The 26,142-nt window shown below is 70.8% G+C and carries 26 protein-coding genes and 1 pseudogene; 12 read left to right on the top strand and 15 right to left on the bottom strand.

Going from position 1 to position 26,142, the window contains the following annotated elements; all coding sequences use genetic code 11:
* Positions 1-134: 134 nt before the first annotated feature.
* The 7 genes and pseudogenes from SSP08S_RS21090 (at position 135) to SSP08S_RS21070 (ending at position 6,924) form a co-directional block, all read left to right on the top strand.
* Positions 135-1,019, top strand: coding sequence for a COG4705 family protein (locus SSP08S_RS21090; RefSeq protein ID WP_019069614.1), 885 nt, complete (start codon positions 135-137; stop codon positions 1,017-1,019).
* Positions 1,020-1,247: 228 nt separating this feature from the next.
* On the top strand, positions 1,248-2,897 hold the full coding sequence (locus SSP08S_RS21085; protein WP_026178694.1) for an alkaline phosphatase family protein: 1,650 nt from the start codon (positions 1,248-1,250) through the stop codon (positions 2,895-2,897).
* A gap of 500 nt (positions 2,898-3,397) precedes the next feature.
* A complete protein-coding gene (locus tag SSP08S_RS61775; protein ID WP_158697188.1) occupies positions 3,398-3,568 on the top strand; it encodes a hypothetical protein in 171 nt (56 codons plus the stop codon).
* 37 nt (positions 3,569-3,605) lie between these two features.
* Positions 3,606-3,704: pseudogene (locus SSP08S_RS64530) on the top strand (hypothetical protein); the annotation flags it as partial.
* Positions 3,680-4,237, top strand: a complete 558-nt coding sequence (locus SSP08S_RS59445) for a molybdopterin-binding protein (protein ID WP_158697187.1) — start codon at positions 3,680-3,682, stop codon at positions 4,235-4,237. The pseudogene SSP08S_RS64530 and the gene SSP08S_RS59445, both read left to right, overlap by 25 nt.
* Before the next feature lie 244 nt (positions 4,238-4,481).
* Positions 4,482-5,846, top strand: coding sequence for an MFS transporter (locus SSP08S_RS21075; RefSeq protein WP_019069611.1), 1,365 nt, complete (start codon positions 4,482-4,484; stop codon positions 5,844-5,846).
* The gene (locus SSP08S_RS21070) at positions 5,767-6,924 is read left to right on the top strand and encodes an anhydro-N-acetylmuramic acid kinase (RefSeq protein WP_019069610.1); all 1,158 of its coding nucleotides are present in this window, start codon (positions 5,767-5,769) and stop codon (positions 6,922-6,924) included. Before SSP08S_RS21075 ends, SSP08S_RS21070 begins: the two co-directional genes overlap by 80 nt.
* 346 nt (positions 6,925-7,270) lie before the next feature.
* Here SSP08S_RS21070 and SSP08S_RS21060 read toward each other — a convergent pair whose 3' ends face one another.
* Both SSP08S_RS21060 and SSP08S_RS59440 read right to left on the bottom strand, forming a co-directional pair.
* The gene (locus SSP08S_RS21060) at positions 7,271-8,119 is read right to left on the bottom strand and encodes a hypothetical protein (protein WP_026178693.1); all 849 of its coding nucleotides are present in this window, start codon (positions 8,117-8,119) and stop codon (positions 7,271-7,273) included.
* Positions 8,120-8,442: 323 nt separating this feature from the next.
* Positions 8,443-9,108: a hypothetical protein gene (locus SSP08S_RS59440; RefSeq protein WP_174479401.1), complete on the bottom strand. Its 666-nt coding sequence runs from the start codon at positions 9,106-9,108 to the stop codon at positions 8,443-8,445.
* Positions 9,109-9,408: 300 nt separating this feature from the next.
* Between SSP08S_RS59440 and SSP08S_RS21050 the strand changes: the two genes are divergently transcribed.
* The gene (locus SSP08S_RS21050) at positions 9,409-11,379 is read left to right on the top strand and encodes a potassium transporter Kup (RefSeq protein WP_019069606.1); all 1,971 of its coding nucleotides are present in this window, start codon (positions 9,409-9,411) and stop codon (positions 11,377-11,379) included.
* 34 nt (positions 11,380-11,413) lie between these two features.
* Here the strand turns inward: SSP08S_RS21050 and SSP08S_RS21045 are convergent, their stop codons facing one another.
* Positions 11,414-12,232 (bottom strand): alpha/beta fold hydrolase, encoded by an 819-nt coding sequence (locus SSP08S_RS21045; RefSeq protein WP_019069605.1) that lies wholly within the window; start codon positions 12,230-12,232, stop codon positions 11,414-11,416.
* Between the two features lie 60 nt (positions 12,233-12,292).
* On the bottom strand, positions 12,293-12,958 hold the full coding sequence (locus tag SSP08S_RS21040) for a DUF4097 family beta strand repeat-containing protein (RefSeq protein WP_019069604.1): 666 nt from the start codon (positions 12,956-12,958) through the stop codon (positions 12,293-12,295).
* A gap of 240 nt (positions 12,959-13,198) precedes the next feature.
* Between SSP08S_RS21040 and SSP08S_RS21035 the strand changes: the two genes are divergently transcribed.
* Positions 13,199-13,954 (top strand): GbsR/MarR family transcriptional regulator, encoded by a 756-nt coding sequence (locus SSP08S_RS21035; RefSeq protein ID WP_019069603.1) that lies wholly within the window; start codon positions 13,199-13,201, stop codon positions 13,952-13,954.
* A 22-nt stretch (positions 13,955-13,976) separates the two neighbouring features.
* Here the strand turns inward: SSP08S_RS21035 and SSP08S_RS21030 are convergent, their stop codons facing one another.
* The 5 genes from SSP08S_RS21030 to SSP08S_RS21010 form a co-directional block, all read right to left on the bottom strand.
* Positions 13,977-14,924 (bottom strand): alpha/beta hydrolase, encoded by a 948-nt coding sequence (locus SSP08S_RS21030; protein WP_019069602.1) that lies wholly within the window; start codon positions 14,922-14,924, stop codon positions 13,977-13,979.
* A gap of 73 nt (positions 14,925-14,997) precedes the next feature.
* Positions 14,998-15,720 carry a cation efflux transmembrane domain-containing protein gene (locus SSP08S_RS21025; protein ID WP_019069601.1) on the bottom strand — a complete coding sequence of 241 codons (723 nt, stop codon included), beginning with the start codon at positions 15,718-15,720 and terminating at the stop codon, positions 14,998-15,000.
* Positions 15,720-16,055 (bottom strand): ArsR/SmtB family transcription factor, encoded by a 336-nt coding sequence (locus SSP08S_RS21020; protein WP_019069600.1) that lies wholly within the window; start codon positions 16,053-16,055, stop codon positions 15,720-15,722. Before SSP08S_RS21020 ends, SSP08S_RS21025 begins: the two co-directional genes overlap by 1 nt.
* Positions 16,056-16,120: 65 nt before the next feature.
* Positions 16,121-17,152 carry a cation diffusion facilitator family transporter gene (locus SSP08S_RS21015; RefSeq protein WP_019069599.1) on the bottom strand — a complete coding sequence of 344 codons (1,032 nt, stop codon included), beginning with the start codon at positions 17,150-17,152 and terminating at the stop codon, positions 16,121-16,123.
* Positions 17,153-17,275: 123 nt separating this feature from the next.
* The gene (locus SSP08S_RS21010) at positions 17,276-17,911 is read right to left on the bottom strand and encodes a TetR/AcrR family transcriptional regulator (RefSeq protein ID WP_019069598.1); all 636 of its coding nucleotides are present in this window, start codon (positions 17,909-17,911) and stop codon (positions 17,276-17,278) included.
* A 45-nt stretch (positions 17,912-17,956) separates the two neighbouring features.
* Here SSP08S_RS21010 and SSP08S_RS21005 point away from each other — a divergent pair, with 45 nt between their 5' ends.
* Positions 17,957-18,754 carry an alpha/beta fold hydrolase gene (locus tag SSP08S_RS21005; protein ID WP_019069597.1) on the top strand — a complete coding sequence of 266 codons (798 nt, stop codon included), beginning with the start codon at positions 17,957-17,959 and terminating at the stop codon, positions 18,752-18,754.
* Positions 18,755-18,832: 78 nt separating this feature from the next.
* Here the strand turns inward: SSP08S_RS21005 and SSP08S_RS21000 are convergent, their stop codons facing one another.
* The 3 genes from SSP08S_RS21000 to SSP08S_RS20990 form a co-directional block, all read right to left on the bottom strand.
* Positions 18,833-19,588 (bottom strand): hypothetical protein, encoded by a 756-nt coding sequence (locus SSP08S_RS21000; protein ID WP_019069596.1) that lies wholly within the window; start codon positions 19,586-19,588, stop codon positions 18,833-18,835.
* Positions 19,585-21,216, bottom strand: a complete 1,632-nt coding sequence (locus SSP08S_RS20995; protein WP_026178692.1) for a serine/threonine-protein kinase — start codon at positions 21,214-21,216, stop codon at positions 19,585-19,587. Before SSP08S_RS20995 ends, SSP08S_RS21000 begins: the two co-directional genes overlap by 4 nt.
* A gap of 609 nt (positions 21,217-21,825) precedes the next feature.
* On the bottom strand, positions 21,826-22,311 hold the full coding sequence (locus SSP08S_RS20990; protein WP_158697186.1) for a hypothetical protein: 486 nt from the start codon (positions 22,309-22,311) through the stop codon (positions 21,826-21,828).
* 247 nt (positions 22,312-22,558) lie between these two features.
* Here SSP08S_RS20990 and SSP08S_RS20985 point away from each other — a divergent pair, with 247 nt between their 5' ends.
* Together SSP08S_RS20985 and SSP08S_RS20980 are read left to right on the top strand one after the other, a co-directional pair.
* The gene (locus tag SSP08S_RS20985) at positions 22,559-23,008 is read left to right on the top strand and encodes a hypothetical protein (protein ID WP_019069593.1); all 450 of its coding nucleotides are present in this window, start codon (positions 22,559-22,561) and stop codon (positions 23,006-23,008) included.
* A gap of 83 nt (positions 23,009-23,091) precedes the next feature.
* The gene (locus tag SSP08S_RS20980; RefSeq protein WP_019069592.1) at positions 23,092-24,261 is read left to right on the top strand and encodes a hypothetical protein; all 1,170 of its coding nucleotides are present in this window, start codon (positions 23,092-23,094) and stop codon (positions 24,259-24,261) included.
* Positions 24,262-24,276: 15 nt separating this feature from the next.
* Here the strand turns inward: SSP08S_RS20980 and SSP08S_RS20975 are convergent, their stop codons facing one another.
* The 3 genes from SSP08S_RS20975 to SSP08S_RS20965 all read right to left on the bottom strand — a co-directional run bounded on the left by SSP08S_RS20975 (position 24,277) and on the right by SSP08S_RS20965 (position 25,358).
* On the bottom strand, positions 24,277-24,456 hold the full coding sequence (locus SSP08S_RS20975; protein ID WP_019069591.1) for a hypothetical protein: 180 nt from the start codon (positions 24,454-24,456) through the stop codon (positions 24,277-24,279).
* 29 nt (positions 24,457-24,485) lie between these two features.
* Positions 24,486-24,872, bottom strand: coding sequence for a hypothetical protein (locus tag SSP08S_RS20970; protein WP_019069590.1), 387 nt, complete (start codon positions 24,870-24,872; stop codon positions 24,486-24,488).
* 81 nt (positions 24,873-24,953) lie between these two features.
* Positions 24,954-25,358, bottom strand: a complete 405-nt coding sequence (locus SSP08S_RS20965; protein ID WP_051105950.1) for a hypothetical protein — start codon at positions 25,356-25,358, stop codon at positions 24,954-24,956.
* Between the last annotated feature and the right edge of the window lie 784 nt (positions 25,359-26,142).

Genomic DNA, 26,142 nt, shown 5'->3' with positions numbered 1-26,142 from the left:
TCAGGAATTGATCGACAGAGTCGGACCCGGCGGCCGTCCCCCACGGCCCGGCCACGCGTCACAGGGCGCCTGTTCCCCTCGCGGGAACGGGCGCCCTTCCACACCCCCCACACAGAACAGGAGCGTCCGGCACCTTGGAGATTCCGGAAGCCCTCACCGACACCGACGTCCCCCGTGCGCACCAACGGACCGTCGCCGCCGTCAAGTCGGTGACGAAGAAGCTGCCCGAGGTCACCCTCGCCTTCTGGATCATGAAGATCGCGGCGACGACCCTGGGCGAGACGGCCGGTGACCTCTTCGCCCAGACCCTGAAGCTCGGCTACTTCCTCACCACGATCGTGCTGTTCCTGATCTTCGTGGTGACCCTCGTCGTACAGCTTCGCTCAAGGCGCTACAACCCGTTCTTCTACTGGACGGTCATCCTGTCGACCAGCACGGCCGGCACCACGATGTCCGACTTCATGAACCGAGACGCCAGCACCAAGTACCTTGCCAACGGCGCCACTTCACTGGGCTGGGGACCACAGGGCCTCGGCCTCGGCTACCCGACCGGCGCGGCGATCCTGATCTCGATCCTGGTCGTCATCTTCGCCGTGTGGAAACTGACCGGGATGACGTTCGTCATCCGGGACATCGTCAGTTTCCGCGGGGAGGCGCTGTTCTGGTCGGCGATCCTCGTCTCCAACACCCTCGGCACCTCCATGGGCGACTTCCTGTCCGACAGTTCGGGCCTCGGCTACGCCGGCGGGGCCGCGCTCGTGACCGGCGTGCTGCTGGTGCTCGTCGCCCTGATGAAGGTGCCCCCGGTGCCGAACGTGCTGCTCTTCTGGATCGCCTTCGTGCTGACCCGTCCCCTCGGTGCCACCGCCGGCGACTTCCTCACCAAGCCGACCGCAAAGGGCGGCCTCGACCTCGGTACGGCGGGCTCGTCGGCCGTACTCCTCGCGGTCCTGGTCGGCCTGACGGGGTACGCCCATGTCCAGGAGCGCCGCCGACGGCGCGCTCCGTCCGTGGCGTAGCGTCCACGGCCGCGCAGTGGCGGTGACCGTGGGCTCGCCCGCTTCTCGCGGGCGGGTTGCGCGCGCGGTCGCCGCCGACGGCAGCCGTACCTCCTCTTGATTTCCCCTTGGAGAAGACCCGACCGCTCATTCCGGGCGTGTTCACACATGCGCCGCATCCGGTACACAAGGCGCGACTCTGATGAGCCCGGCACCCGCAGCCCGCAACGAACACCCGGGAGAAACCAGATGTCCAGACGCCACGTCAGGCCCGCAGCCCTTCTCGCCGCGACCGGAGTTCTCGCCGGGGTGACCGCCGCCCAGCCCGCCGCGTTCGCCGCCTCCCACCACCCGGCCGCCACCCGACACGTCCTGCTGGTCTCCGTCGACGGCCTGCACCAGTCGGACCTGGCCTGGTACACCGCCAGGCACCCGAACTCCGCGCTGGCCCAACTGGTCGGCGGCGGTGTGGAGTTCACCCACGCCGCCACGACCACGCCGTCCGACTCCTTCCCCGGCATGGTCGCCCAGGCGACCGGCGGTAGCCCCGGCACCACGGGCGTCTACTACGACGACACCTACAACGCCGCGCTCCTCCCGGCGGGCACCACCAGCTGCAAGGGCGTCAAGCCCGGAGTCGAGGTGGACCTCACCGAGGACCTGGACAAGAACCAGGCCTCCATCGACGCCGGCCAGGGCCTCGCGGGCCTGCCGGACAGCATCCTGTCGATGACCGGGCGCCCGCAGAGCCTGATCAACCCGTCGAAGCTGCCCGTCGACCCGAAGACCTGCAAGCCGGTCTACCCGCACTCCTACCTCAAGGTGAACACCGTCTTCGAGGTGGCCCGCCAGGCCGGTCTGCGCACCGCCTGGTCGGACAAGCACGCCGCCTACGAGATCCTCGACGGCCCCTCGGGCACCGGCGTCCAGGACCTGTTCACCCCGGAGATCAACAGCGACGCCCTCGGCTATGCCACCGGCGACGACTGGACCAAGGACAACAAGGCCACCGAGCAGTACGACGGCTACAAGGTGAAGGCCGTCCTCAACGAGATCGACGGCTACGACCACAGCCGCACCCACAAGGTCGGCACCCCGGCGGTCTTCGGCCTCAACTTCCAGTCCGTCTCCACCGCGCAGAAGCTGCCCGCCTCCGACGGCCTCACCGGCGGCTACACCGCGAAGAACGTCCCGGGCCCGCTGCTGGTGAAGAACCTCGACTTCGTCAACGCGGAGATCGGCGCCCTGACCGCCGAGATCGCCAAGCGGCACCTTGCGGCGAGCACCACGGTCATCCTCTCCGCCAAGCACGGCCAGTCGCCCACCGACCCCGCCGCGCTCACCCGCGTCGACGACGGCCCGCTGCTGGACGGCCTCGACGCCGCCTGGAAGAAGCTGCACCCCGGCGCCGCCGACCTGGTGACGCACGCGGTGGACGACGACGCCATGCTGCTGTGGCTCTCCGACCGTTCCCCGGCCGCCACCGCCTTCGCCAAGAAGTACCTGCTCGCGCAGAACGGCACCGGCACCGACATCGACGCCAAGCCCAAGGCCTACACCAGCAGCGGGCTCAGCAAGGTCTACGCAGGCCGGGCCGCCGCCGACTACTTCCACGTCAAGCCCGGCGACGCCCGGGTCCCCGACCTCTTCGGCGTCGCGCAGTACGGCGTCGTGTACACCGGCGGCACCAAGAAGATCGCCGAGCACGGCGGCGGCCACTCCGACGACCTCGCGGTTCCGCTGGTCGTGTCCGGAGCCTCGGTCCCGGCCGGCGTGCGCGACTCGGCGCATGTGCAGACCAAGCAGATCGCCCCGACGATCCTGAGCCTGCTGGGCCTCGACCCCCGCTCCCTGCAGGCCGTACGCGAGGAACACACCACGGTGCTGCCGGTCCGCTGAACCGGGCGCTCACAGCGATGCAGGGGGCCGCCCGAGTGCCGGGCGGCCCCCTGCATGAAACGGGTTCAGCCGTGGATCGGACGGCAGATCGGGTAAGGGCTCCGGTTGCATACTGGACCGTACATCACTGTCGCTCGCACAGGAATCTTTCCGATCTTGCTTGAATCGAGGGGGAGTTGACGGACCCGGTGCCACGTCTGAGGCGCCTGCGTTGTCGAGCGGGTACTCCGGGGTCCTGGAGTCGTCGTCCCGGCTCTCGACGATGTCCTCGAGCCGGGTGATCGCGCTCCTCGCGCTGGGCCGTCCGGCGTAGAAGGCGAGGTGGGTGAGCCCTCGCCCCAGGCGCGCACGTTCGCCGGACCGCCGTGATGCAGCCTTCCCGCCCGCTGCTCCGGATGGCAGGCCGCGTCGTGCCGGGCACTGGCGTTCCCTGCTGTGACAGGGCACCCCACGCGGCTGCCGCGCAGGTCACAGGCCCGGCAGACTGGACGGCATGACACGTGAGCAGCAACACCCTTGCCCGCGGGCCAAGTTCCGCTCGCCGGGTCGGCTGGGTCGGCCGGGTCGGCCGGGCGACGCCGGCCGACGCGTTGCGCACGCGCCTGCCGTTGCCCGGTTTCGACACGGCGGCCATGGACGGCTACGCGGTCGGTGGCGGGCCCGGTGCCTGACGGCCGCGGGGCGCGGTGCGCGGTGCGCGCGGCCGCCATGTGGACGGGCGGGGCGCTGGGACCGGGGGAGGTGGTCGAGATCTCCACCGGTGCGGTCGTGCCGTCAGGTGCGTGGGCCGTGCTGCCGCTGGAGAACTCCGAACGCACCGCCGCCTCGACACTCTCCGGCCCGGCTCCGGCCGAGGGACGGCACATCCCCGCGCCGGCGAGGACGCCCCGGCGGGCGCGGTACTGGCCCCGGCCGGCACCCGGATCCGCCCCGTGCTGCTCGGCCTGGCCGCCGCCTGCGGCCACGACACCCTTGCCGTACGACCACGCCCTCGCGTCCGCGTCCTGGTCACCGGCGACGAACTCACCCACACCGGCCGCCCGGCCCCCGGCCGGGTCCGCGACGCCCTCGGCCCACTGCTGCCGTCCCTGGTGCACACGCTCGGCGGCGAGGTCACCGACCAGTACCACCTGACCGACCGCCCCGCCGGGGCGCTGGCCGAAGCCGTGCGCAGCACACCGTACGACGCGGACGTGATCGTGGTGACCGGCTCCACGTCGGTCGGCGTCACCGACCGACTGCGCGCCTTCCTGACCGGCGACGGCGACGCCCGGTGGATCGTGGAGCGGTCTTCCCGCTCACCGGGGACATCCGCACCACTCCCGGACGCACCTGTCTGATCCCCGTCACCTGGACGCGCCGGCCGCCGTACCGCCGTACTGGCAGTCGGGAGACCCGGTGCCGCTCGTGCACCTGATCGGTTGGACGGGCGACGAGGAGGCTGTACACCGATCTTCCGGCCAAGTCGTCGCTTCAGGGAGCCGCGCACGGTTGCCGATACAGGTGACGGCAGGTCCGGCAGAGCGACGCGCGGGGCTCGCCGGCAAGGTGTGCCGACATCTCGAACGCTCAAGAGGTGCTGAAATGAAGGTGGTTGGCGTTCGGCTCCGGCCCGTCTCGGACAGGTCCGCGGCACGGGCTCTGGTCGCGGGGTCGGTGGGCAATTTCATCGAGTGGTACGAGTTCGGTGTCTACGGCTACTTCGCGACGGTCATCGCGGCGCGGTTCTTCACCCCGGAGGGCGTCGGCACCGCCGAGGGACTGGCGCGGACGTACGCCTCGTTCGCGCTGGCGTTCTTCTTCCGGCCGGTCGGTGCCGCCCTGTTCGGCCGGCTCGGCGACCGGGTGGGGCGGCGGCCGGTGCTGATTCTGGTGATCGCGCTGATGACCGGCGCGACGACGCTGATCGGCGCGCTGCCGACGTACGCCACGGCCGGCGCCCTCGCGCCGTGGCTGCTCACGTTTCTGAGGGTTGTTCAGGGGCTGTCCGCGGGTGGGGAGTTCGGGGGCGCGGTGTCGGTGCTGACGGAGTTCGCGCCGCCGGGACGGCGGGGGCTGTACGGGGCGTGGCAGTCCTTCACCGTGGCGCTCGGGCTGTTGGGCGGGGCGGGAGTCGCGGCGCTGCTCGCCACCGTCCTGGATTCCGCCCAACTGGGCGACTGGGGCTGGCGGTTGCCGTTCCTGCTGACGCTTCCGATGGGGCTCGGCGCGCTGTGGCTCCGGCTGCGGCTGGACGAGACACCGTCGTTCCGGAGCGAGCCGGCACGGGAGGTGCCGCCGGCGCGTGAGGTGCGTGCGGCGGTCGTGCTGGGGGCAGGGCGGCTGATGGGATGGGCGGCGGCCGGGTACACCTTCCTCGTCGTGCTGCCGTCGTATCTGCAGAGCACGCTCGACGCGAGTTTTCGCCAGGCGCTCCTGGCGACCGTCCTGGCCAATGTGGGGTTCGCGGTCACCATCCTCCCGGCGGGGTGGCTGAGCGACCGGGTCGGGCGGCGGCCGGTCATGCTGACGGGAGCCGCGCTGGTGGTGATCCTGTCGGTGCCCCTGCTCAACCTCCTTCAGGACGGCGGGACTTCGAACGCCGTGAAGGGCGCGTCGGTGTTCGGGGCGGGTGCCGTGGTGGGGCTGATGGCGGGGCCGGGCCCGGCGATGCTCTCCGAGATGTTCCCGACGAGCGTGCGCTACAGGGGTCTGGGACTCGCCTACGCCCTGTCCAATGCCGTCTTCTCGGGCTGCGCCGGACTCATCATCACGGAGAGCGTCGCGCGGACCGGGAACACGGACATCCCCGCGTACTACGCGGCGGCGGCCTGCGCCGTGAGTGCTCTGGCGCTCGTCAAGAGACATGCAGGAAAGGGGAGTTGGTCGGATGCGGGTGATCGGGCTGATGTCCGGGACGTCGTACGACGCGATCGACGCGGCGGCGGCCGGGCTGAGCCTCGTCGGTGACAGTCTCGTACTGGAACCGCTCGGGATGGTGAGCACGCCGTACGACGAGGAGCTGCGGGCGGCGCTCGCGGCGGCGCTGCCGCCGGCGGCCACCACGCTGGCCGAGGTGTGCCGGCTGGACACCCGGATCGGGCAGGCCTTCGCCGCGGCGGCCGTCCGGGCGAACGCCGAACTGTGCGACGGGCGGGCCGAGTTGGTGGCATCGCACGGACAGACCGTCTACCACTGGGTGGAGGGCGGCACGGCGCACGGCACCCTGCAACTGGGGCAGCCCGCCTGGATCGCGGAGGCGACCGGGCTGCCGGTCGTCGCCGACTTCCGGCCGCGCGACATCGCCGCCGGGGGCCAGGGCGCACCGCTGGTCAGCCTGGTCGACCTGCTGTGGCTGCGAGGCCGCCCGGGCACACCGGTCGCACTCAACCTCGGCGGGATCGGCAACCTCACCGCACCCGACGGGACGGCGTTCGACACGGGCCCGGCATGCGCGCTGATCGACGCGGCGGCACGCGGGTTCAGCGGCGGGCGTCTCGCCTACGACGCGGAGGGCGCCCTCGCCGCGCGCGGAACCGTCCAACAGCCGCTGCTGGAAAGGCTGTTGAACGAGCCGTACTACGCGCTGCCCGCCCCGAAGACGACCGGCAAGGAACGCTTCCACCTCGGCTATCTCCAGGACGCGCTCGCCGGTCTCGGCACCCTCCCCGCCGAGGACGTCATCGCGACCCTCACCCTGCTCACGGCCCGCACGGTCGCGGACGCCGTCCGGTCGGTGGCCGCGACGGAGGTCATCGCCTCGGGCGGCGGCACCCGCAACCCGACCCTCATGACCCTCCTCGCCGCCGAGCTGCCGGGCGTGCCACTGCGCACCTCGGACGAACTCGGACTCCCCTCCGCCGCGAAAGAGGCCTACGCCTTCGCCGTCCTCGGCTTCCTGACAGCCCACGGTCTGCCGGGCACGGCCCCGAAGACCACCGGCGCCCGGCATCCGAGCGTCCTGGGGTCGGTGACGCCGGGGCTGAGGGGACGGCGGTTGCCTCCGGCGGCGGGACGGGGGCCGGAGAGGCTTGTGTTGGGGAAGTGACGAGAAGTTCCGAGGGGGGGGCTGCTTCCTGCTCGCCGTCGCCGAGTTGGACCCTGAGCTGGAGCCGGCGCAGCCGGTCAGTGCCGAGCAGGCGTTTCTGGGCCTCGGCGGTGCCGGTCGCCTCGGCCACCTGCACCGGGCGGTGGGCGAAACCCGGCCGGGCCGTGCAGTCGATGGCGAGCTGCCGTTGGGTCCGGGCGACCAGAACATGGTCAGGTCTCTCCTGCTGGGCAGGTACTGGACGTAGCTGCCGGGGTTCACGCAGAACACGGCCGGCGGATCGCTTGCCGACGGGGACCACCGCCGACGAGGGGTGAACCCTTGCCGGGACGTGTGTGCGGCCTGGCTACTCCGGCTGGTGTTCGGGCCCCCCGAAGTCCGGGTTGGTGTAGTCCGGGCTGGTGAAGCTCGGGCGGTGGCCCGGTTCGGGGCCGTCGTCGGGGCTGGAGAAGCCCGGGCGGGCATAGCCGAGGTGCGGCCTGCCACTGGTCGGCGCCGATGGTGTCGTACTACGCAAGGACGCCGTGCCCGAAACCGTGACCGCATCCCGGAGGAACGGCAGGATGCCGCGTTCCAGGAGTGCGTCGTGCCAGGCCTCTCTGGCCCGGGCCACCTCGCCGCTCGACCGGCTGTGGGGGTCGCCGCCCGGCGAGGGCTTGTTGTGCAGGGCGGTGTGCAGCAGGGCGACGGCGGCGACGAGGAGTGCCGCGGCGGTTGTGGCGCCCAGCGCCCATCCGACGGTGAGCATGGTCTGCGCGAAGGCGGGCTCGGGGGTGAGCATTTTGAGGATGTAGCCCACGAGCAGGAATATCGCCGCGGCCGCGCCGGCGAGGACGGGGGCGAGGACGGCGGCGACGACGATGCCGCCCGCACCCTCGGCCGCCTCGCCCTGGGGGGTGGCGAGCCTCGTCGCCTCCGTATCGGGTGCCATGGAGCCGGTGGCGCCGACGGGGGAGAGGGTGGACGACGCCGGCCGACGCAGTTCCTCGCGGACCTGCACGTAGTGCTGGTACTCGGTCGCCGCGGCCGCCGTGATGAGTGCGGTGGCGTTCAGCGCCATGGTCCGCAGCTGTTCGGGGTTGAGCCGCTTACCGACAGCGGCCAGTTCCGGACGTTGTGAGCGCAGCGCCTCGTCGAGGATCCGCTCGTACTCCTGGCGGTCCTCGTTGAGGAGGTAGTTCGGAACGCTGTTCATGGCGCCTGTGGCAGGAGTCGGCCGCGGTGCGGGCCGGTCGGTCCTGGGCGCGTTGTGGACGGGCGCGGGGGTGTCGTCAAGAGGGTTGTCGGGTACGGGAGTTTCCCGGACCTGGGTGACGGCGCCGCTGGGCGTCGGGGCCGCGGTCGGTGCGGTGGGGGCCTGCGGACGGCCAGGGCGTACGCGGATGCCGAGAACCGAGGCGAGCAGGCGGCGGCGGAGCGGGAGGCTGCGCTGCTGTTCCACCGTCGGCGGGATGCGTCCCGGGCGGCTGACACCCAGCACACTGGCGACCACCCGCGTCGGCCAGGAGGGGCGAACCGTCACGTCGTCCCCTCCTCTCCGAGAGACCGGGTGTGAGGCAGCGGCGGCACATCGGGGCCGGTAAGCCCGGCCGCCGGTTCGTTCACGGTATCCGCCGGCCGGCCGTTCGACTGCGCCTGGAGGCCGTCTCCTCGTGTCTCGGCACGGATCGGCGACGGGAACTCGCCGGTGTGCGCGGACGCCCGTGTCGGCACCTGGAGTTGGGGCTGCGCGACCACAGGGGAACCGGGCGTTGTGGACGTCGTCGAGAGCTCGGGAGCGACCGGATCGCGGCGTGGTACGAGTTCCGTCGTCGCGCCGTCGGAGGCAATGCCTGGGGGAGGGCCCGCGGTGAGCGCGTCGCTCACCGACTGGACGCGGCTGAGCTGCGTCAGGATGACCGGTGCGGAGATCCCGACGACGATGGCCGCGTACGCTCCGCTGATCTGTCCCGTCGTACCGAACAACACTGCGGCGCCGGCCCCCATGCCGCTGTGGACCACCGCGGCGACCGGATCGCCGACCGGGTCGAAGTACTGCTGGAACCGTGGTGGCTCACTCTCCTGCCCCGGCGATAATCGCCGGTGGGCACGGCGGTCCGACTGCCAGTCGAGAAACCGGGTGTAGACATCGAGCAGTCCGCGCAGCACGCCACCCGCCGCCCCCAGCAAGATCAGCGTCGGCACCGTCACGTAGTCCCCCGGCAGTCCGTACGAGGGGCTTCGCCCTCTGCTCCGTGCCCTTGAGCGTAGAGCCACCCGCGCGTCCCCAGAAGGGGATCGAAAGACACCCCCGCCCCGACCCCGACGGCCAAGGCCGGGCAGACCCCACCCGCTCTGCCGGTCAGCGTTGATGCGACCTCGGGCGCCGACACGATGCAAGGCGGAGCAGGCCACACCTACGGGTGATTGCGCCGGTGCCTCGGTAGTGTCCGCTCCGACGCACTGGCCCCGGCCGCACCGCGGTCCGCGAGGAGGAGGATCACCATGGCCGATGGCCGGCAGGGGGTCGAGGCGGGCGAGGCGTCCGCGGCGGGGCCGTCGGAGACCCGGCACGGGAGCGCGCGGGACACGGTGCGGCTCGCGGTCGTGATCGGCGCGCTCGGCGTCGTCTTCGGGGACATCGGGACCAGCCCGATCTACACCCTCCAGACCGTGTTCAGCCCGAGCGACCCGCACCCGGTCCCGGTCAGCACCCAGAACGTGTACGGGGTGGTGTCGCTGGTGTTCTGGTCGGTGACCGTCATCGTCACGGTGACCTATGTGCTGCTGGCGATGCGCGCCGACAACGAGGGCGAGGGCGGCATCATGGCGCTGATCACCCTGCTGCGACGGTGGGGTTCGCAGCACGGCGGGCGAACTACCGTAATCCTGGCCGGACTCGGCATCTTCGGCGCTTCGCTGTTCTTCGGCGACAGCATGATCACGCCGGCGATCTCGGTGCTGTCGGCGGTCGAGGGGCTCAAGGTCGTCGAACCGTCGCTGGACGACGCGGTCGTGCCGATCACCGCGGTGATCATCGTGGTGCTGTTCCTGGTGCAGCGGCGCGGAACCGCCGCGGTGGGGCGGGTGTTCGGGCCGATCATGATCCTCTGGTTCACGGCCATCGGCGCGTGCGGCGTCGTCGGCATCGTCGATCACCCGGCCATCCTCCGCGCGCTGTGGCCGAGTTACGCGCTGGGCTTCCTCTTCGGCCACTTCGGCACCGCCTTCTTCGCGCTCGCCGCGGTCGTGCTCGCGGTCACCGGCGCGGAGGCGCTCTACGCGGACATGGGGCACTTCGGCCGCCGGGCCATCACGCGCGGCTGGCTGTTCCTCGTCTTCCCCGCCTGCATCCTCAGCTACTTCGGCCAGGGCGCCCTGATCCTCGACGACTCCGCCAACATCAGCAGCCCGTTCTTCCTCCTCGTGCCCCACTGGGGACGGTGGCCGATGGTCCTGCTCGCCACGGCGGCCACTGTGATCGCCTCCCAGGCGGTGATCACCGGCGCCTACTCGGTCGCCTCGCAGGCGGCCCAGCTCGGCTATCTGCCGAGGCTGCGGATCGCGCACACCTCCGAGTCCACCATCGGGCAGATCTACGTCCCCTGGATCAACTGGCTGCTGATGGTCTCGGTCCTCACCCTGGTCTTCGCGTTCCGCAGCTCCGCGGCGCTGGCCTTCGCGTTCGGCATGGCGGTCACCGGCACCATCACCATCACCACCCTGCTGTTCTTCTACGTCGCCCGCGCGAAATGGGGCACTCCGGTGTGGCTGATCGCCACCGGCGCGACCCTGCTGCTCTCCGTCGACCTGCTGTTCGTGGCGGCCAACCTGACCAAGCTCGTGCACGGCGCGTGGCTGCCGCTGCTGATCGGCGTCACCGCGTTCACCGTCATGACGACCTGGCAGCGCGGCCGTGAGGTCGTCACCGCGGAACGCGCCGAACACGAGGGCTCCTTGCGCGAGTTCGTCGACCAACTCCGCAGCGGGGAACGGCCGGTGCTCCAGGTCCCCGGCACGGCGGTGTTCCTCAACCGGGGCAAGCAGACGGCACCGCTCGCCATGCGGGCCAACGTGGAACGCAACCATGTGCGGCACGAACAGGTCGTGATCCTCTCCATCGAGACCGAGCCCGTGCCCCGCGTCCCGGCCGACCGCCGGATCGTCGTCGACGGCCTCGGCTACGCCGACGACGGCATCGTCCACGTCACCGCCCGCTTCGGCTACATGGAGACCCCGGACGTCCCCGGCACACTGGCGCTGCTCGACCCGGCCGACACGGAGGGCCCGCTGCTGCTCGACGAGGCGTCGTACTTCCTGTCGACGATCGAGCTCCGGCGCGGCCCGGCACCGACGATGGCGCCCTGGCGCAAACGGCTGTTCATCGCCACCTCCCACATCACGGCCGACGCCGCCGAACACTTCGGACTGCCCCGCGACCGTACGGTCATCATGGGCTGGCACATCGAGGTGTAGCGGCGGGTCGGGACCGGTGTGGAGACCGTGCGTTTCAGCGCCGGTCGCGGTCGAGGCCGGCCACCTCGCGCACGGCGTCGGCGACGGCCGGGGCGTCCTTCTTGAGGATGGCGTCGTGATTGCTGGCGACCTTCGCGCTGATCCCGATGTTCGCGTTGCGGGCGACCACTCCGTCCAGGCTGGCGCGGATCAACTCCTGCTCGTCGCCCTTGCTTCCGAGGGACGCCCCCGAAGCGACGACGTACCGCGCGGGGACGGTGATGCTGTCCAGGACGGGGCCCAACTCCCGCGCGCGGGCGATCCTGCCGAGCTCGATGTTGCTGTCCGCCATCTGCTCGGCGTTCATCCGCGGGGTCAGGCCCGTGGGGCGCAGCAGCGGCATGAAGAGGTTCAGCCGCCGGAAGGTCTTCCGGATCCGCTGCTCCATGGCCTCGTCTAGCCAGTCGTGCGGCTGCGCGCCCTCGACCAGGACCGCGCCCAGCGCACGCTCCGGATTGCGCGCGACCCAGTGCGCCCCGACGAACGCCCCGTAGGACCAGCCCACCACCAGCGCCCGTTCCACCCCGCGGGCCGCGAGGACGGCGTCGACATCACGGACGGCGGCCTCGAAGGAGTAGTCCGCGGACCGCTTCGACTTCCTGCCGCGGGCCCGCTCGTCGTAGGTGATGTGCCGCCATTCCGCGCCCAGTTCGGCGATGACCCGCCCCCAGTACCCCTGGGTGGCGAACTGGCCGTTGAGATAGACCACCGGGATTCCGGGACCGTCGGTGTCGGTGACGGCCAGGGCCGTGTCGTCGACCGGCACCATGCCGGTCCACTTCGAACCGGCCGAGGAAGTGCTGTTCTTCGTCATGTTCTGTTCCTCCTGGTCGCGTGGGAGCTTCTGGTACGGCGGTTTCCTGCTGCTGTTCGTTCAGAGGCTGCGGGCGGTGATGTCGCCGCGAGAGGTGGTGGCGCGGATGTCGAGTGCGGTGGTGCCGTCGTTCTTGAGGGAGTTGCTGACACGGCCGTAGCCGGTGTCGGCCTCCAGGGCGGCCGAGACGCCGGTGGCGGCGCCGACCGAGATGTCACCGGACTGGGTGCGGAGCACGACCGTGCCGCGCACGGCCTCGGCGATCCGGATGTCACCCCGCGCGGTGCTGATCTCGGCGGGACCGCCCAGCCGGCCGACCTCGACATCGCCGTCGACCGCGGTGAGCCGGACGCTCGCGGCCTCGTCGATCCTGATCCGGCGGTACGCGCCCTCGAAGACGACGTCACCGAGACGTCCGACGCCACGGAGCTCGGCACCGGCGGCCGTGGCCTCGACACGGGAGCCGGCGGGCAGCTGGACCGTGACCTCCAGGGATCCGGAGGGGCCGAAGAGCCGGCTGTCCGGGGCCTGGGTCGTGATGCGCAGGACCCCGTCGGCGTAGGCGACCTCCGTCCGCTCGGCGGTCTTGGCGTCGCGGCTCTTGGCCGGGTCGGCGGGCAGGACCTCGACGGTGGCGTCGGCCCGGTCGGCGGCGATGAACTGGACGCGTCCGGCCGGGATGTCCAGGACGACGGAGATCGGGGTGGAGGTGTCGAACTTCTGCATGGTGTTCTCCGGGTGTCGGTTCGTCGTTTTCTGACACCGGAAACGCTACGTTGCCTTTCGTGATTCGACAACGAACTTGTTGCGCAAGATCTTTATCGTCGCAGTTCAAAGCCTATATATCGTTGCAACGGGCTTGGGGATAATGCAACGGGGGGCGGCTCATTCATTGCAATGGATGAAGGCTGAACGCTATGGTGAGGCGACCAGGGACCGCCACGAAGAACCACCGAGGAGACCGCGATGCCGGGAGGCAGGCTCACCCAGCAGGAACGTCAGCAGATCGCGCTGGGACTGGCCGACAGCCTCCCGTACGCCGAGATCGCCCGCCGCCTCGACCGCCCGACCTCGACGATCACCCGTGAGGTGATGCGCAACGGCGGCCCCACCACCTACCGCGCCGACCTGGCCCACCGCGCCACCGAGCGCCGCGCCCACCGGCGCAAGCACACCCCGCCCCCGGGGCAAGGGGTGCCGGTGCGGGGGCGCGACGACGAGGCGGTGCGCGAGTACGAGGAGGCGTTCACCACCCTCCTGATGCAACAGGGCCTGCCCAGGATGACGGCCCGGGTGCTGACCTGCCTCTTCATCGCCGACGCCGGAAGCCTCACGGCGTCCGAACTCGTCCGGCGTCTGGGGGTCAGCGCGGCCTCCGTCTCCAAGGCGATCGCGTTCCTCGAGGAGCAGGGCCTCGTCAGCCGGTCACGGGACGAACGCCGGCGCGAGCGCTACTACGTCGACGACGGCGTCTGGTACCGGTCGACGATCGCCAGCGCACGTGGCATCGCCCAGGTCGCCGACATCGCACGGCAGGGTGTCGGTGTCCTGGGCCGCGAGAGCCCGGCCGCCGCCCGCCTGGAGAACATCGCCCGCTTCAGCGACTTCATCAGCGAGAGCATCCTCCGCGCGGCGGAACAGGTCCGCGAGGTCCTCTACACAAAACCCGAAACCCGGGACGACACGAGTGACACCACCGAAGTCGGTGCGGATCGCGGATAGGCGGCCACTGCTCGACGAGGCGTCAGCGGACGTGACGGCCGAGCATGTCGGTGACGTCGGCGAAGACCCGCTCTCCCGCTGCCGCGGCGGCCGGTGAAAGGGTGTCGAGGGTGAGGAATCCGTGGACCATCCCGGCCTCGCACCGGTGTCTGACGGGAACGTCCGCGGCGGCCAGCCGAGCGGCATAGGCGTCGCCCTCGTCCCGCAGTGGATCGTGCTCGGCGGTGACGACAACGGCGGGCGGCAGCCCGCCGAGGTCGACGGCGTGCAGCGGGCTGACCTCGGGATCGGCGCGCCGCGACGGGTCGGGGACCCACTGCTCGGCACCCCACGCGACGTCGTCGGTCGTCAGGCCCCAGTCCGTGGCCTTCGACCGCGTGCTGGGACACGAGAGCGTCAGATCGGTGTTGGGGTACAGCAGGACCTGGGCGGCAGGCGGCGGTCCGCCCTCGTCGCGCAGACGCAGACAGGCGAGCGCGGCGAGGTTCCCGCCGGAACTGTCGCCCATGACGACGATCGGGCCCGCAGTCCCGGCAACCCTGCCGGCCGCCGCCCAACGGATCGCATCCACGCTGTCGTCCACGGCGGCCGGCCACGGGTGCTCCGGAGCCCGCCGGAAGTCGACGCTCAGCACAGCCGTCCGGGACCCGTGCGCCAGTCGTCGGCATGCCCGGTCGTGCGACTCCAGATCGCCGATCGTCCACATTCCGCCGTGAAGGAACACCACGAGCGGCCCGTCTCCCGTCGAAGGCCGGTAGAGGCGGGCCCCCACGCCGGCCGACCCGACCGTCAGATCCTCGACGTGCGCCATCTCGGGCCCCGGAGGCCGGACTTCGGCACGGAGTCGCTGCGCGCGACGCAGCTCCACCGCGCCCACGGCCCGGGCGGGGGGCCCGGGGTCCTCCCGAACAGCCTGGACGAAGGCGGTCAGTTGGGCATCGGCGAGCGGAGCGTCGATCGGTTCGGCCATGCGGGCCAGGATGCCATTTTGATCCGTACGAGCCCTCGACCGCGTCGGGCCGTGGTCCGCCGCCGGGTCCCGGTCACGCACAGCACGCGCAGCCCGGCCGGCAGCCGCACGGGTCCGCCGAGGCCTCAACGGGCAGTACGGCGGCGGTGGTTGGAGCGCAGCACCCCTTGCCCTGCCAGGCGTCGCGGCCTTCTTTGACCGCTACGGCCGCGATCACCAGGGCGGCGGCCGGGTCGGCCCAGGACCAGCCGAGGACGGCGTTGGCGATCAGGCCGGCCAGCAGCACCGCCGACAGGTAGGTGCACAACAGGGTCTGCTTGGAGTCGGCGACCGCCGAGGCCGAACCCAGTTCGCGCCCGGCCCGGCGCTGGGCGGCGGACAGGAACGGCATCACTGCGAGCGACACCGCGGCCAGGACGATACCGACGTACGAACGGTCCGCCTCGCCGACCCCGGCAAAGGCACGCACCGACTCCACAGCGACGTAGACCGCCAGGGCGAAGAACGAGAGGGCGATGATCCGCAGTGCCCGCGCCTCCCTGGCCTCGCGCACCGCGTGGTCGGCCGCGGAGAACTGCCAGGCGACCGCCGCCGCCGAGGACACCTCCACCACCGAGTCGAGGCCGAAGCCGATGAGCGCGCTGGACGAGGCGGCGGTCCCGGCGGTCAGGGCCACGACGGCCTCGACGACGTTGTAGGCGATGGTCGCGCCCACCAACAGCCGTATGCGGCGGGCGAGTTCGTCGCGGCGGACCGGGGACGGGCCCGGCGGGGCCAGGGGTGTCCCGGCGCTCATCAGCAGCAGCCCTTCGCGTCGGCGTCCGGGCAGGTGCGGTCGCTCTCCACCGCCAGCACCGCCGTGCGCAGGTCCTGCAGTGCGTGGCCGAGGCGGGGATCGGCGAGCTCGTAGCGGGTACGGCGGCCGACCGGCACGGCGACGACGAGACCGCAGTCGCGCAGACACGCCAGGTGGTTGGAGAGCCGGGTCCGCGAGATGCCCAACTCCTCGGCCAGATCGGAGGGGTGGGCCGGGGCCTCGCGCAGGGCGAGCAGCAGACGGCAGCGGATCGGGTCGGCGAGGGCACGGCCGAAACGGGCCAGGACCTCGACCTCGGAGGCGAGAGTCAGCACACGATGACGGTACAGGAAATCCTGAATTCAGGAAATCCTGTACTGGCGGGTGGGCCGTCGGTGGCTCAGTGGTCGTGGGGGCCGGGGCGGTGGACGGGGCCGTGGGCGTCGTCGCAGTGCGCGTCCCGGTCGTCGGCGGTGGCGCTGGTGATCTGGAGAAGGTCGGGCGTGTCCTCGCCCAGGTGGTCGACCTGCAGCGTGGCGTGGCCGATGCGGTACTCGTCCAGGAGCATCTTCTGCAGGCCGCGGCGCACGGCGTGGCAGTCGCCGCCCGGCTCGACCAGGACGTGGGCGGACAGGGCGCTCTGGCCGGAGGTGATCGTCCAGACGTGCAGGTCGTGCACCTCGACCACGGTGTCCTGTGCGGCCAGGCGGTCCCCGAGGACGTCCGGGTCGATCCCGGCGGGCGCGGCCTCGAGGAAGATTCGTCCGGAGTCGCGGACCAGGCCGTAGCCGGCCTTGAGCATCAGGACGACCACGAGCAGGGAGGCGATCGCGTCCGCGCGGGCGAAGCCTGTGGTGAGGACGACGGCTCCGGCGACGGCGGTGGCGATGAAGCCGAACAGGTCGGTGAGGATGTGCTGGTAGGTGCCCTCGACGTTCAGCGAGGTGCGGTTGGCCCTGGAGATGCACCAGGTGGCCACCAGGTTGACCACCACTCCGATCAGGGCGGTGACGAGGACCAGGCCGCCGGTGACCTCCGGCGGTGAGACGAGCCGACGTACCGCCTCGTAGGCCAGCCAGATCGAAAGCAGCAGCAGGGTCAGGCCGTTGGCCTGCGCGGACAGGATCTCCACGCGCTTGAGGCCGTAGGTGAAGTGCCCCTTCGCGGGGCGGGCCGCCAGTCGCATCGCGATCAGCGCCAGCACGATGGAGGCGACGTCGGTGAGCATGTGCGCGGCGTCCGAGATCAGCGCCAGCGAGTTGGCCGCGACCCCGACCACGACCTCGGCCAGCATGAACACGCTGATCAGCACCAGGGCGATCGTCAGCCAGCGCCGGTCGGCGTCCGCGGACACCCCGTGGGAGTGGCCGGAGTGACCGCCGCCGCTGTCGTGGTCGTGGCCGCCGTGCTCGTGGTCGTGATGGTCGGACACGGGAGCTCCCAGGGTCGCGGTATTGCGTCGGCGGAGGGCAAGTCAACCGCGCCGCGGAGGGTTTCTCCAAAGACTGCAATGAGCACCGTTACCACTGTCACCTGCGGCGATGCCGGAACAGGCTCAGAGGCGGCCGGAGAACCCCGCCGCCGGCGCCAGTTGCCGGCAGATCAACTGATGGGCGAGTCGCGCCGTCGCGAGCAGATCCTCGCGAGACGTGTCGCCGTTGGACCGGACGGACAATCCGTGCCAGAGGGATTGGACGAGCCCGGTCAAGGCCGCCGCGTCGGTGCCGACGGCCAGCTGCTCGTCCCGGACCGCTTGTTCGATGCGTACAAGGAGGGCCCGCTCGTTCGAGCTGTGCAGTTCGGCGACGTAGGCGCTGGTGTCGAGGGTGCTCGTGCTGTCGGTCATGACGGAGCTGCTGATCAGACACCCGGGATGTGTGTCACCGGGCTGGGTGAACTCGTGGACCGAGTCGACGAGGACGCGTTCGAAGACGGTCCGGACGTCCTTCTCGGCGACGGCCTGCTGGTAGATCTCGCGATAGCGCTCGGCATAGGTCCGCACCGCTTCCTCGAACAGTCCGGCCTTGCTGCCGAACGCGGCGTAGAGGCTGGAGGTGGAGAGCCCGAGGGCCGCGGTCAGGGCGCGGGTCGAGGTACCGGAGTAGCCGCGCCGCCAGAAGAGGCGGGCGGCGTCCAGAACCGCGCGGTCGCGGTCGAAGGCCCGTGGTCGTCCACGGCTGCGTTCGGTCACGCTCGCATTGTAGATCGTTCGCTCCATAATTGATTTAATTGATTTATGGAGCGAACGATTCAGAAGAAGCTGTCGGTCGGCGGGAGCAGTTGGATCACGGTCGATGGGTACGGCGAGCCGGACGCCCCGGGCCTTGTCGTCGTCCCGGGCGTGATGAGCGACGCGCACGCGTGGCGCCGCGTCGCGGGCACCGTCGACGCCTGGCCCTCGGTGGTGGTCGTGAACCGCCGGGGCCGCGCCGCCTCGGGGCCGTTGACCACGTCGTACTCACTGCAGACAGAGGTCGAGGACCTCGGCGTGGTCCTCGACGAGTTCACCGGCACGAGGGCGCTCTTCGGCTGGAGCTACGGCGGCCTGATCGCCTTGCTCGCTGCCAACGATCGTCCGATTCCCCAGGTGATCGCCTACGAGCCGGTGATGCGGCCGTTCGGACGCGAGGCGCTGCCTGACCTGAAGAGCGCGGAGAAGCAGGCGGACTGGGACCGCTGCGTCGAGATCGTCAACCGGCAGATCTCCGGCTTCTCCGCCGCACACGTCGAGGAGCTCCGGACCGATCGTGACGGTTGGGCGACCCTGCGCCGCCTGAGCGGACCGCTCTACGCCGAACTCGACGCGCTCAACACGGCCCCGCCGCCCGCTGCGCTCGCGCGACAGGCAGCCCAAGTCGACCTGATCATCGGCCAGTTCAATCGCGGAACGGCTCCGTACGGAACGTCCTTCGACGCCGTACGACAGCACGTCGCGCCCGCCCGAGTCCACGAACTTCCGGGGCAGGGCCACTTGGCCCACATCCAGGGGCCCGCGGAGCTCGGCCGGCTGCTCAACAGACTCGCTGCCCTGTGATGGCGGCGCACGTCAAGGTTTGAATCGTGAGTTGTCTGCTCCGTCAGGGCGGAGTCCGTCGACGATCCCGGTCGGCCGTCAGGGGCAGTCGTACGAGAAGTGGGTGGCGGTCGTCCGGTGGCCGGGAGACAGGATGTGCAGTTCCGCACGCGCTGCACGGTGGCCCGGTCCCTGGTAGGTCCATCGAAGGTGCAGGCGTGCGTGTCGCTCGCCCCGGACCATCACCTCGTGCAGGACGTCGGACGCGGTGCCGTCGCTTCGGACCCATCGGTAGGAGAGGGTGCCGGGACGGCCGTTGGTGGTGACCAGACCGATGATGTCCGCGGTGCCGTCGCATCCCAGAACCGTCGGTCTCGCCGTGACGGCAACCTGGGTGACCGCCATGGACTGCCCGAAGCGCTGCCAGGCCAGGAGGACGAGGAGGGCTACCACCAGCAGCGTCGGCAGAGCGTTCTTGCGCAGCCTCCGACCGGAGGGCGCGGGAGCCGACGACGTGGCGGGAAGCGTCTGGACGGTGCGGTGCGCGACGGCGGCCGTCACTCCGGGCCCGAAACGCAGCACGCTGCCCTCGACGCGGTCGGGCCGGGTCGGGGAAACGCTCGCCGGGACCGGTTCGACGAGGGTGTCGTCCGTTTCGGGGCGCTGGATCCAGTGGCTGGCCAGCACGGTGGCGCTGTACTCGCTGTCGGGGTTGGAGGTCCGGGCGTCGGGGACGTGGCCTTCGGTGGGCCCGAGATGGAGTGTGGTGCTGTGCGCGTCGGCGGGTGCGAGCGCCCGCGTGGGCTCTTCGGCCTTCACCGCCGGCGTGGGCGTGTCGTCGCTCTGAGCAGTCATCGGATCTCACACTGCCTGGTCAGGATCTGCTGCGAGGCGCCGCCGGAGGCCGGTGCCGGAGTGGTCGTGGCCTGGACCGTCCAGTAGCAGCCGTCGTTCTGGAAGGTGTGGTCGACGGTGATCGTGTACTGGGTGGATCCGCTGCGCTCGAAGGTCTGGGACGCACCGTCGGGCGAGCCGGCCCCTCCGCTCGCCGTGTTCGTGAACCACGAGACGGTGACGGAGATCGGCCCGCTGCCGTCCGTGGTGACGGTGACGGTCGCGGTGGAGGTCGTGGGGCCCGTCTGGCTGAAGGCCGATACCGCGACGTTCTTGACGGCGGGAGCGACAGGCGGGGTGGAAGAGGCCGTCGTGGGTGTCGCCGGCGTGGACGTGGTCGCCTCGCCGGGCGTCGTCGGCTGCGTGGGTGAGCCGGTGGCGGAGGCGGAAGGTTGACCGGTCGGGGTGGTCGACGGGCCCGAGGGGGAGACACCGGGTGTCGGCGACAGGTCACCTGACGGGGTGGGCGGCGTGGGCGAGATGGTGGGCGGCGCCGCTTCGGTGCCGGCCCGGGCCGTGGTGGTGGCCAGGGCATCGGCGGTCCGCTCGGCGGCGCCTGCCGAAGCGTGCTGCATTCCGTAGGTGAGCAGGAGGCCCAGGAGTACGACGGCAGCCGAGACGAGCATGCCGGGTCGGCCGGGTCGCCATGACCGGGCCCAGTCGTGGCGTGGTCCCTGGCTCAGGACCGTACGTGCGGTGTCCGTGGTGGATCGGGGGGAGCGAGCCGAGGGCAGCAACAGCGCCAGGAGGGCCACCAGGGCGGCGAGCCGGGCGCGGCCGCGTTCCTCCCAGTCGGCCCCGTATGCGGCGCCGGCGATCGCTTCCAGTTCCGTCACGAACGCCTCGGCCTGTGCAGGGCGTTGGTCCGGTTCCTTGGCCAGACCGCGACGGACCAGTTCGCGCACCGCCGCGGGGACCTCCTCCACAGGGACGGGGGCATCGACGTGCTGCAGGGCCAGTTCGGCGATGTTGTCGCCCGAGTACGGCTTGTGCCCCGTCAGGCACTCGAAGAAGGTGGCCGTGGCCGCGTACACGTCCGCGGCGCACGAGGCGGGGGCGCCGGTCCACTGCTCGGGAGCCATGTAGGACGGGGTTCCGGCCACACCCGCGCTGGTGCCGGCGTCCACCGCGATACCGAAGTCGACGAGCTTGGACGATCCGTCCGTCTCGACCAGGACGTTCTCCGGCTTGTAGTCGCGGTGGACGACGCCGACGCGGTGCGCGTCGGCGAGACCGAGCAGCGATCCCTTGAGAAGGACGAGCGCGGCCTCGGGATCGAGTCGCCCCTGACGGGTCAGCAGCGTCCGCAACGAGACACCGTCCACCAATTCCATGACGATGGCGGCGCCCTGCGGGCTCTCCACGTACTCGTACAGGCCGGTCACGTACAGGCTCTGCAGTCCGCCGAGCAGGCGCGCCTCCGCCCGGAAATCGTGCACGAAACCGGGCCGCGTGCGCAGGGACTCGCTGAGGTACTTCACCGCGACCCGTACGCCGGTGTCCGCGTGCACGGCCAGCACGACGCGACCGCTCGCACCCGATCCGAGCTCGAGAGACTCGGTGTATCCGGGCACCACCCATGTGCTCACGTCATCCCCCCAGACAGCGTGCCGCCGTACCTGGCCAACTCCCGAAGCGGCTGGACCATTGCGTTGAGAGACACATTTTCAGCCACGGCGGTTGCGGAACAGGACAATGCCCGTTCTCAGTCGTCGGCGTGAGCGGTCGGGTCCGCCGGTAGCGACGGCGCAGCCGACCAAAGTGCGCTCGCCACTTCACGCCGCTCGAGTTCGGGGCGTGGCGCCGCGGCGTCCTCGAGCGGACGGTGGGTGACCTGGAGGCGCGCCGTGCGCTGCGCGTGCTGGGGATGCTCGTCCCGCCGTCGGCTACATCCCCGACTTCCTCACCCCGTCCGTCTCGGACGGGGCCTGCCCGCTGCCCTCGCACAGGGCCGTGCAGGACGAGGTCGACCTGCGGACCCGCTCCCTCCTGGACGGCGGGGTCCGCGCTCTGCTGCTTCTGTCCTCCTACTTCTGCCGGCGCAGGCCACCGTGCTGGTCCAGGCGGCACGTGGCCGTGCCCGCACCACGTCCGAAGGGGCGCGGGCCGTGGGCATCGCCCTGCCCAGTGCCGGCTACCAGCTCACCGTCCTGCCGGACGGAGAACTGGTGGCGACCCACCGGGAGGGCCGGTTCGTATCAGCAGTTGCGGATCGAGTACACCGGTGACCAGTTGACGGCGTAGACCGCGTTGTCGGCCGGGACGGTCTGCAGCAGACCGCCTCCGGAGCCGTAGAGACTGGCGACGGCACCTCCGGTCTGGCTGTTCTGGGCCTCGGCCCAGTCGATCCAGTTCGAGAGGGTGTAGCGGTTGCAGGAGTAGAAGAAGAAGATCTTGAACTTGCCGGCCGTCGGGTCCCAGACCGAGGCGCAGAAGTAGCCGCTCTGGCAGTACACGCCCCCGCCGGCACCGGCGTAGGCCGTGCGGACGGCCGGAGAAGTGGAGGGGGCCGCGGCCAGGAGCGACGCGGGGCGGGCCGTCTTCGGCGCTGCGGGCATGGTCATGACGTGACCGTGGAGGGTGTCGTGCGAGGCCGGGGTGGCCTGCGCGGTTCCGGTGGCGAGGAGGGCCGCCCCCATCGCGAGGGCGGCGCACAGTCCGACAAGTGAGCGCTTGGTAGGCACGGTTCGGCCGTCTCCCGTCCGGCATGGCGGTGTTCGCGCATGCTCGCGTCGTGGTTGTCCCCGGTCCGATGACCGGGCCGGGGTCGCGCACGGCCATCGTGCGGGGCCGCACCACGGTGACAGCTGCCTTTCGAGGAGGTTCGAAAGGCTTCTGCCGGGCCCGCGCGATCGGCGATCGTCGCCGTCAGGGCACGTTCCGTGCCGCTGTCCCAGATGTCCCGCTGCCGTCTCGACGGAGGTCTCATCCATGCGCGCGAAGCGCTCGCTGCTCGGCATCATCGGCGTGGTGGTCGGCATGCTGATGGCCGTCCTCGCCACCGGTCCGGCGCAGGCGGCAACCGCCTCCGGCCCTCGTACCAGTGACCACGTACAGGCCGCGGCCGCCGTCTCCCCGACGATCTCTCCGTCCACCACCGTCAGCTACCGCACGGACGACCAGACGTTCACCTGTGGACCGGGGAACCTCTGCCTCGAGGTGTGGGATCCGACCGTGTCCAAGTGGAAGATCTTCTACCTCTACAACTGCAACCGTTACTACCTGTCCAACTGGTACGGAAACGGCTACTACCTCAACAAGCAGACCGGGTCGGTCACTTCCTACCTCTACGACGCCAACGGGAACGTGCTGCGCGCCTTCTCCCCGCCGCAGGTGGGCGACCAGGACTGGAACCCCGTCTGGTCCGTCCGCAACTGCTGACACACGTGTCGTGGCCGGCCCCTCCGACGGTGGCCGGCCCCGACGCGTTCCGCTTCGGCCCCGTCCGAGCCAGGGAGTCGTTCATGTCACCCTTCTCGTCACACGGACCGCGAGGCGGATTCGCCCTCGTGGCGGCCTGGTCGGTCCTGATGGCCGCCCTGTTCGCCACGGCGGCACCCACCCGCGCCCAGACACCCTCACCCACCACCCCGCGCACGGCCTCGGTGAACGTACCGCCGGGCGTCACCGCCGGAATCGCCGTGTACGACCGCCGGACAGGGACGTTCACCGAGCAGTCCAACGTCCACACGCAGTTCCGTTCCGCCTCGGTGGTGAAGCTTCTGATCGCCATGGACCACCTGTGGGACCGCGGCCCCGGCTACGGCCTGCCGTCGGACGACCGGGCCCGCCTCGACAGCATGCTGCGCTCCAGCGACGATTCCGCGGCGGACTTCTACTGGACCCAGGACGGCGGCTCGGCGGTCATCGACCGGATGATCCCCCGCCTGGGGCTGACGGACACCGCAGGCCCGCCGGCGGACTACCCCGGCTACTGGGGCTACACGGCCCTGTCGGCGGCCGACACCGTGCGGATCTACCGCTGGATCCTGGACAGCGCGCCCGCCGCGCTGCGGGACATCGTCATGGGTGACCTCCGCGCCTCCACCCGGTGCGGCGTCGACGGTTTCGACCAGCGGTTCGGCATCCCGGCGTCGTTCCAGCAGCCGTGGGCGGTCAAGCAGGGCTGGTCCGGCTTCGGGGAGAGCAGCGACTGCGCCGACACGACGACCTCGGCCGCCGGCCGACGGGTCACGACCGCACCCGGCGCGGTGGTCGACCTGGCCCGGCCCGCACTGCACACCACGGGAACCGCGGGCGCGGGTGACCGTTCGATTGTCGCCGTCTTCACCCTGCACCCGCAGGGCACCCCGTTCGGCGCCGCGTACAGCGCCCTCGACACGCTGGTGCGTTCACTGAACATCCCCGGCGCCGTCCCCCGCTCCGGCTCGTGGTACGGCACCTGGGGCTCCCACGTCCAGGTGCGCGCCGACACGACCACCGGCTCGCAGGCTCTCACCCGGCTGCCCGCCGGGGTCGACGCGCTGATCGGCTGCCAGAAGCAGGGCGAGGAGGTCACCGTCGGGCAGTACACGAACGACTGGTGGGCCTATCTCCCCCTGTACGGCGGCTACATCACCAACATCTACATCGACTACCCGGACGACAGACTGCCCGACGTCCCCGTCTGCTGAGGTCCTGGGCCGTCGTCAGCACGCGGGCAGCGGGTTCGTCTCGCTGGAGATGGACGTGTCCTTCATGTAGCCCCACTCGCCGCCGGAGTACCGGCAGCCGGAGGCCGCGGACGAGGACGGCGCCGCCGCCACCGTGAGGGCGGCGGAGAACGCGGCCGCCGTCAGGGCCGTCAGGGCACGCTTGCTGAACTTCATCTCTCTCCCCGTGTGTTGTCGGTGGCCGGCTACCAGCAGGCCGGCAGCGTGTTGGTCTCGCTGCTGATGGCCGTGTCCTTCATCCAGCCCCACTGGCCGTTGTCGGCCTCGGTCCACTCCCAGCGGTAGGGGTGTGGACCACCCACGTACTCGTTGGGCAGACCGCCGTCGTAGCGGCAGTTGAACCAGCTGGGGTTGGAGTACATGTACCCGACGACGTGGCTGGAGTCGGGGTAGTCGCGGGCGAGGTCCTTGTAGCCGTAGACCGGCGCACCCGCGCGGTTGTTGCACCACCAGTGGCTGCCGCTGTACCAGCAGCCGGATGCCGCCGAGGCGCTGGGCGCGGTGGTGGTACCGAGCCCCAGCGCCAGTGCCGTGGCACTGAACAGGACAGCAAGGGTCTTCCGTGTACGCATGTGACGTGGCTCCAGTGTGCGTTGCAGAAGTGGACCATGGAAAAGCAGCTGGTGGCGCCGCACGGCCGTCACCGATCACCTTCAGCAGTCGGGGAGCGGGTCCGTCTCGCTGGAGATCGCCGTGTCCTTCATGAAGCCGAGCCGGCCATTGTCCGCGACCGTCATCTCCCAGCGGGTGGAGTGCGGCCCGCCCACCCATGCCTGGTTGTCCTCCTTGCAGTAGAACCAGCTCGGGTTGGAGTACATGTAACCGACGACGGTGTTCGGGTCCGGGTAGATGTGGTTGTTCCCGACCCAGCCGTACACCCGTGCGCCGGAGACGTTGTTGCACCACCACTTGGTGGAGCCGTCGTTCCAACACGGGCCGGCGGCAGCCGCGGAGGGCGCGGTCGCCACCGCGACTCCCACGGTGAGCGCCGTGGCCGCCAGCAGAGCGCCCACCCTCCTGGCCTTCGTGCCCCTGCCCGGCCGATTCTCCTTGCGCATGTGCTCCCCCTCGGTTTCACCGGCTGAGTCCGTTCGTCCGAGTCTGGAGCGGTCGCCGCACTCCGGTCACACCTTTCGACCACGGTCGAAAGGCTCGCCCAGCACCTTCGCCCCGCCCCGTCCTTTCGCTCTGCTGCTTGAGCAATGACAGAGAAGGGCGTCCGGCTGGGAATTCCCAGCCGGACGCCCTTTTGCGTGTCTCTAGAAGAAGCCCAGCTTCTTCGGCGAGTACGACACGAGGAGGTTCTTCGTCTGCTGCTGGTACACGCGTGGCGGCTGCGTTGATCTGCCAAAACGAGAGTGCTGTCGGTGATTGCCGCCAACTTGGTCCGGGAATGGTCCGGATCTTGCGCGACGGAACACCTCCGCTCGCGCGGGATGCACAACTCCCCGTGCTCCCCAGTCACCTGTGCCTCCAGCCGACCCCCGCGAGGAGAGAGCCATGCCCGAAGTGCCCGGCATCCCCGATACATCCGGCCGCTCCCGACCAGCCGGATCCTGACGCGGTCATCGATTCCTTGCCGAGCGCGGTGTCCTCTGCGCCTCGCCTGTGGGCTGGTATGGCCCGGACGCGCACGAGCAGGTTCTCGGCACGGCACAGGGACGCGAGCGGATCTGGGCCGTGGAGCACGCCGAGATGCTGAACATGTCGGAAGCCTGCCCCCGGCCAGGCCGCGCCCGTGCCTGTCAGGCGGCGTTTCCCGCCGAGGTCCGGGCGGCACCAGGGACCGGGACGGCGCCCGTGTCCTCGGCGAGTGCGGCCTTCGCCGGTGCCCCGATTCCG

It is taken from the genome of Streptomyces hokutonensis (assembly GCF_000376565.1).
Classification (GTDB): Bacteria; Actinomycetota; Actinomycetes; order Streptomycetales; family Streptomycetaceae; genus Streptomyces; species Streptomyces hokutonensis.
This window is presented reverse-complemented; position numbering and strand designations above follow the sequence as displayed.

Bases quoted from the DNA above. Each gene is read 5' to 3' on its own strand.
- SSP08S_RS20970 (WP_019069590.1), bottom strand. From the start codon at position 24,872: ATGCGTACACGGAAGACCCTTGCTGTCCTGTTCAGTGCCACGGCACTG.
- SSP08S_RS21040 (WP_019069604.1), bottom strand. From the start codon at position 12,958: ATGCAGAAGTTCGACACCTCCACCCCGATCTCCGTCGTCCTGGACATC.
- SSP08S_RS21005 (WP_019069597.1), top strand. From the start codon at position 17,957: ATGGAGCGAACGATTCAGAAGAAGCTGTCGGTCGGCGGGAGCAGTTGG.
- SSP08S_RS21000 (WP_019069596.1), bottom strand. From the start codon at position 19,588: ATGACTGCTCAGAGCGACGACACGCCCACGCCGGCGGTGAAGGCCGAA.
- SSP08S_RS21050 (WP_019069606.1), top strand. From the start codon at position 9,409: ATGGCCGATGGCCGGCAGGGGGTCGAGGCGGGCGAGGCGTCCGCGGCG.
- SSP08S_RS20985 (WP_019069593.1), top strand. From the start codon at position 22,559: ATGCGCGCGAAGCGCTCGCTGCTCGGCATCATCGGCGTGGTGGTCGGC.
- SSP08S_RS20965 (WP_051105950.1), bottom strand. From the start codon at position 25,358: ATGCGCAAGGAGAATCGGCCGGGCAGGGGCACGAAGGCCAGGAGGGTG.
- SSP08S_RS21075 (WP_019069611.1), top strand. From the start codon at position 4,482: ATGAAGGTGGTTGGCGTTCGGCTCCGGCCCGTCTCGGACAGGTCCGCG.
- SSP08S_RS21060 (WP_026178693.1), bottom strand. From the start codon at position 8,119: ATGAACAGCGTTCCGAACTACCTCCTCAACGAGGACCGCCAGGAGTAC.
- SSP08S_RS21025 (WP_019069601.1), bottom strand. From the start codon at position 15,720: ATGAGCGCCGGGACACCCCTGGCCCCGCCGGGCCCGTCCCCGGTCCGC.
- SSP08S_RS21030 (WP_019069602.1), bottom strand. From the start codon at position 14,924: ATGGCCGAACCGATCGACGCTCCGCTCGCCGATGCCCAACTGACCGCC.
- SSP08S_RS20980 (WP_019069592.1), top strand. From the start codon at position 23,092: ATGTCACCCTTCTCGTCACACGGACCGCGAGGCGGATTCGCCCTCGTG.
- SSP08S_RS20975 (WP_019069591.1), bottom strand. From the start codon at position 24,456: ATGAAGTTCAGCAAGCGTGCCCTGACGGCCCTGACGGCGGCCGCGTTC.
- SSP08S_RS21085 (WP_026178694.1), top strand. From the start codon at position 1,248: ATGTCCAGACGCCACGTCAGGCCCGCAGCCCTTCTCGCCGCGACCGGA.
- SSP08S_RS21045 (WP_019069605.1), bottom strand. From the start codon at position 12,232: ATGACGAAGAACAGCACTTCCTCGGCCGGTTCGAAGTGGACCGGCATG.
- SSP08S_RS21070 (WP_019069610.1), top strand. From the start codon at position 5,767: ATGCGGGTGATCGGGCTGATGTCCGGGACGTCGTACGACGCGATCGAC.
- SSP08S_RS21035 (WP_019069603.1), top strand. From the start codon at position 13,199: ATGCCGGGAGGCAGGCTCACCCAGCAGGAACGTCAGCAGATCGCGCTG.